This window comes from Streptomyces xiaopingdaonensis (genome assembly GCF_000262345.1).
Lineage (GTDB): Bacteria > Actinomycetota > Actinomycetes > Streptomycetales > Streptomycetaceae > Streptomyces > Streptomyces xiaopingdaonensis.
Genome location: NZ_AJTQ01000208.1, coordinates 1 through 5,123, shown reverse-complemented (window position 1 = coordinate 5,123; position 5,123 = coordinate 1). Strand labels below are relative to the sequence as shown.

Below are 5,123 nucleotides of genomic sequence, written 5' to 3'. Positions count from 1 at the left end.
AGCAGCCCCTGCCGGTCGCGCACCTGGAGGCGGGGCTCCGTTCGTTCAACCGCCGGATGCCCGAGGAGCACAACCGCGTCCTCACCGACCACGCGGCCGACCTGCTGCTCGCCCCCACCGAGGAGGCCGTCCGCCACCTGGCGGCCGAGGGGCTCGACGACCGCGCCGAGCTCACGGGCGACGTGATGGTCGACGTCTGCCTCGCCACCAGGGACACCGTGCGCGCGGGGAGCGCACCGCCGGCTCCGCTGCCGGACGGGCTGCGCCCAGGGGAGCCGTACCTCCTCGCCACGCTCCACCGCGCGGAGAACACGGAGCCGCCGGGCCGGCTCGAGGCGCTCGCCGCGTCCCTCGCCGCCCTGCCGCTGCCCGTCGTCCTCCTCGCGCATCCGCGCCTCGTGGACCGCGCCGGGGCGCAGGGCGTCGAGCTGGCGCGCGGGAGCGTGCACGTCTCGCGTCCGCTGCCGTACGCGCAGCTCGTCGCCGCGGTGCTGGGGGCGCGCGGCGTCGTCACCGACTCGGGCGGGCTCCAGAAGGAGGCGTACCTCCTCGGGCGCCCGTGCACCACGCTGCGGACGGAGACCGAGTGGCCGGAGACGCTCGCCGACGACTGGAACGTCCTCGTCCCCGATCCCGACGCGCTCGGCGCCGACTGCTGGGCCGACCTCGCGACCCGCCCCGCGCCCCGCCAGGAGCGCGCCACCCCGTACGGGGACGGGACGGCCGCGCTCGCGGCCGTCGCCGCACTGCGGCGCGGGGCCTTGTGATGGCGGCCCCCGAGTCCCCTCCCACGTACGGAAGTTCGGAGCGCAGGCCGCGGCTCGTCGTGCTCAGCGCCGAGGTGCTCGACGAGTCGGCGCCCGCCCGGGTGCCGGGTGCCGCCGCGCGGGTGCGGGGGATCTGCGAGTCGGCCGTGCGGGCCGGTTGGGACGTCGCGTTGTTCGCGCGGAGCGCGGGGAGCGGGCGCCGGCACACGGTGCTGGGGACGGTGCCCGTGGTGCTGCTGCCGGTGGGCGGGCGGGCGCTGCGGCGCCCGCCGCGCAGGCCGGCGGCACGGCTGCGGCGGAAGGCGCTGCGGCACGTCGCGGCGGCCGTGCGGCGGGGTGCGCGGCAGGCGCGTCGGGCCCACGACGTCGCACGACTGCGTCCGCAGGGGCTGCTCGCGGCCGGAGCGAGGGGCGCGCTCGAGCGGCTCGACGGGGCGGTGCGTACGGAGCGGCTGCGCGCTGCGCGGTGGTCGGCGCCGTCCGAACTCCTCGTCCACCGCCCGCGGCTCCTCGCGCTCGACCTCGCCTTCGGGCCGCTGCTGGAGCGGTTGCGCCCCGACGCGGTGCACGCGTGCGGGCTGCCGACGGCGGTCGCCGCGGCGCACGCGGCGGCGCGGATGCGCGCGGCGGGCCACAGGTGCCGCTGGGTCTACGAGCCGCGCAGGCCCGCGGGCGCCGACTCCGCGGCCGAGTGCGTCCTCCTGCACAGCGCCGACGCGGTCGTCACCGAGACCGAGGCGCGCGCCGGCGCGCTCCGCGCAGAGCACCGACTCGCGATCGCTCCCCCGGCGCTCCCCGCAACCGAACTCCCCTACAAATACACGGAGTTGACCGGCCTCCTGCCACCGACCGCCGACTTCGACGCGGTGGGACGGAGCTGCCGGAGCCGGGCTCCCGCACCGCAGCCGGACGCGCCCCGGCCGCGCTGGACACCGCTCGGGGAGACGCCCGTACGGCTCGGCCTCGGACCCGCCGACCACTCGGGACAGCTCGCCGAGCTCGCCCGCGCCGTCTGCACGGCGCGCGACGACGTCTCGGCCGAGGTCTTCGCTGCGGAGGCGGCCGAGAAACCCGTCCACCCCGTCGACGTCCTCCTCGACCCGCGGTCGGCTTACCGCCCGCACGTCCAACTGGAACAGCTCCAACGGGTGTTGGCCGGTTACACGCACCTGCTCGCGGACGCCTTCCGCCCCGTGTTCGGGCGCCTCAACGGGCCGCACCTGGAGGACGACCTGCCCGACCTGCTCCGCAGCCCGCTGCGCACGGCCCTCCTCGCGCGCGGCAGCGAGGTGCGCCACCCGGCCCGCCACCTGGAGCGGCACGGCGCCGACTCGCTTTTTTGCGACGCGCCGGAGGAGACGCGGCGGAGGCTGGCCCGGCTCGCCGAACGCAACCGCAGAGTCGCCGAGGAGAGCGGGCTGCCCGTCTTCGCCGCCACCCCCGACCTTCTCGCCGACCTGCCCGCGGGCGCCGTCTGGATGCCGCTCGTCGTCGACGTCGCCGCCCTCGCGGGCGGCTACCCGGTGATGAAGCGCTCCCGGCCCGTCGTGCTCCACGCGCCCTCGCGGCGGTGGACGAAGGGGACCGAGCGCATCCTGCCCGCGCTGGAGGAGCTCGACCGGCGCGGCCACGTGCGGTTCGAGCTCGTCGAGGGGGTGGCGCACGCGGAGGTGCGGGAGCGGGTGCGCAGGGCCGACATCGTCGTCGACCAGTTCGGCGCCGGCGCGTACGGCAACCTCGCCTGCGAGGCGATGGCCGCGGGCAAGCCGGTGCTCGCGCGCCTCGACGCCGCGGTGGAGGCGGCGCTCGGCGTGCCGGCGCCGCTCGTCAACACCCGTGCCGGGGACGTCGGTTGCGCGCTGGAGGCGCTCCTCGACGACCGCGAGGAGGCGATCCGGATCGGTGCGGCGGCGCGCAAGTTCGCCGAGGACCACCACGACGGGCGCCGGACCGTGCAGGCCCTCTCCGCCTTCCTCGGACACGGCTGACCGGCGGCCGCCCGGTCACGGTCCGGCGACCTCCCGCGTCCCGTGGAGTCCGCCCGTGCGGGACCAGGTGGGCGTGGTCGGCTGCTCCAGCAGCGGGAGTCGGGCGTAGGGCTCCTGGTCGAGCGAGTTGGAGACGTCCAAGTGCGGGTGCCTGCGAGCGAGTTGCCAGCCGAGCACGGTGGCGGGCTCGTCGCAGACGAAGACGCGCTCGGCCGCGCCGGGCCGCAGCTCGGCGAGGAGGTGCCGGCGCGCGAGCCTGGCGAACGTACGGGGACGGGACAGGCGCCGCGCACGCTGGTAGACGCGCTGGTGGAAGAGGTCGGAGGCGCGGAGCTGCTTGCGCCGCAGCGCCGCGACGCCGGTCTCGGGCGCGATCGTCGAGCGGGCCCGGCGAGCGAGGCGCTCGGCGCGCGCGAGGACCCGGCGCGGCAGCCCGAAGACGAGGAACCGCTCGATCCGCGGCCCCGGCAGCCGGCGTTCGGCCTCCTGCACGCTCAACAGCCGTACGCGCGGGTCGAGTCGGGTGTCGGCCCAGCGTCCGCGGTCGGCGGTGACGAGGTCGACGGGGACGCCGCGCGCCACGAGGTAGTCGGCGAAGCCGCTCACCCGCCGCGGGCGCCCGGGTGCGACGGCGAGCAGCACGACGCGGCCCGGCGCCCGGCTCGCCGCGTCCGGCGCGACGGCGCGCGCCGCGTCGCCCGTGCCCGGAGGGGGCGGGGCGGCGGGCTCGGTGGCGACCGGCACCGTTTGCGTGCGGAGTGCCGCGGGCGCGTCCGGCGTCCGCGGTGCCGCGGGTGCTTCCGCGGTGGGCAGGGGTGCCGCGCCGGCCGAAACGATGCCGCCCGAGCCGTCGGAGACGAACCCGAAGGCCGCGCCTGGGCGGCGGCCGAGGGGCGGCGCCTCCGGCTCGTCCTGCTCCTCGTCGTAGCCGTCGGCCCCCTCCCCGCGGTACTCGTCGGGGCCCCGCTCGTCGTCGGCGAACTCTTCGGGGTCCTCGGGTCCCCGTCCCGGCGCCAACGAGCCGACCATCCACGGGAGTTCGATGGTGTCCGTGTCGTCGTCGCCCAGCGCGGGGCCGCCGCCGCGGTAGACCTCGGCGAGCCGGGCGCCGATCACCTCCCTGCCGTAGCGCGCCTTCAACTCCTCGGTGGCGCGCGGGAGATCGAGCCGGTCGACGCGGCGGCGCAGCGCCCGGTAGGCGTCGACGATCACCTGCGGGTCCTCACTGACGTCCATCAGCCCGCCCACGAGCTCCTCGACGCCCCGCATCGTCTCCGCAGGCCCGTGGCTGCGCGCCGCGAGCACCGGCATGCCGGTGGCGACGGCTTCGGGGAGCGTCATCCCGAAGGTCTCGAACCACGACGGGTGGACGAGCAGATCGTGCCGGTGATACAGGGTGTTGACCTCCTCGGGGGCCACGGGGGGCAGCACCGTGAAGCGGTCTCCGAGGCCGAGTCGGGCGGCGCGCTCCCGCAGTGCGGGCTCGCGGGCGCCCGAGCCGACCATCGTCAGCGCGGCCCCCGGTTCGTCGGCGGCCACCCGCGCGAAGGCTTCCAACAGCGCGTCCACGCCCTTGTGTTCGACGAGGCGGCCCAGGTACAGCCACCGCAGCAGCCGCGGATCGCGGGGCGGTCCGGGAGCGAACCTGTCGAAGTCGATGACGTTCGGGAGCACCTGCACCTTCTCCGCGTACTGCGGGAAGTGGTCGGCGAGTTGGTCGCGGAGGAGGCTGCCGACGCAGAGGAAGGCGTCGGCCCGCTCCAGCACCCGTTCGTAGAGCGCCTTCGCCGCGCGCTGTTCGAAGATGCGGCTCAGGAACGTGGCGTGCTCCGTGACGACGATGCGCGCGTCGGGGCGGCCGAGCCGCATGGCGAGGACGCCGCCGTAGATGCCGGTGTGCGCGTGGATCACCGGCGCCTCGATCCGCCCCGTGGGGAGCGCCTTGCGCAACGCCTGCTCCTTCGCCGCGACCCAAGCCGCGTAGTCCCGGCGGCGGCCCACCACCACGGGCACGCGCGTGAGTTCGCCCTCGGGGGTGTCGAGGACGGGGATGCGCGCCGGGTCGTCGAGAAGGCGGTCGGCCGCCGCGACCGCCGCCGACTGCACCCGGCCGTGCGTCTCGCCCGTCCAGTCCTCGGTGTGCAGGATCGAGATCCGCTCGGCCGCCTCGCGCACCGCGTCCGTCGACGCCTGCACGAAAGCGCCGGCGAAGGGGTTGTTCGGCGACGGGTACCACGGCGTCACGACTGCGAGTTCCGCGGGGGAGGTGCGCCGCCCGACGACGCCCGACGGCTCGAGCACCAGGCGTACGCCCGGCCTTCGCCGCACCGCGCGCCATCCGACGGGCAGCGCGACGGCGTCGCCGGCG

3 protein-coding genes are annotated in these 5,123 nt (G+C 76.8%); 2 read left to right on the top strand and 1 reads right to left on the bottom strand.

Annotated features, from left to right (window positions below; all coding sequences use genetic code 11):
• Positions 1 to 767 (top strand): UDP-N-acetyl glucosamine 2-epimerase (locus tag UWG_RS30250; protein WP_016908346.1); only part of this gene is annotated, 767 nt, incomplete at its 5' end.
• On the top strand, positions 767 to 2,755 hold the full coding sequence (locus UWG_RS0116610) for a glycosyltransferase family protein (RefSeq protein WP_237720110.1): 1,989 nt from the start codon (positions 767 to 769) through the stop codon (positions 2,753 to 2,755). The genes UWG_RS30250 and UWG_RS0116610, both read left to right, overlap by 1 nt.
• A 15-nt stretch (positions 2,756 to 2,770) precedes the next feature.
• Here the strand turns inward: UWG_RS0116610 and UWG_RS31740 are convergent.
• Positions 2,771 to 5,123, bottom strand: a 2,353-nt coding sequence (locus UWG_RS31740; protein WP_157838563.1) for a glycosyltransferase family 4 protein, incomplete at its 5' end; no start/stop codon positions are given.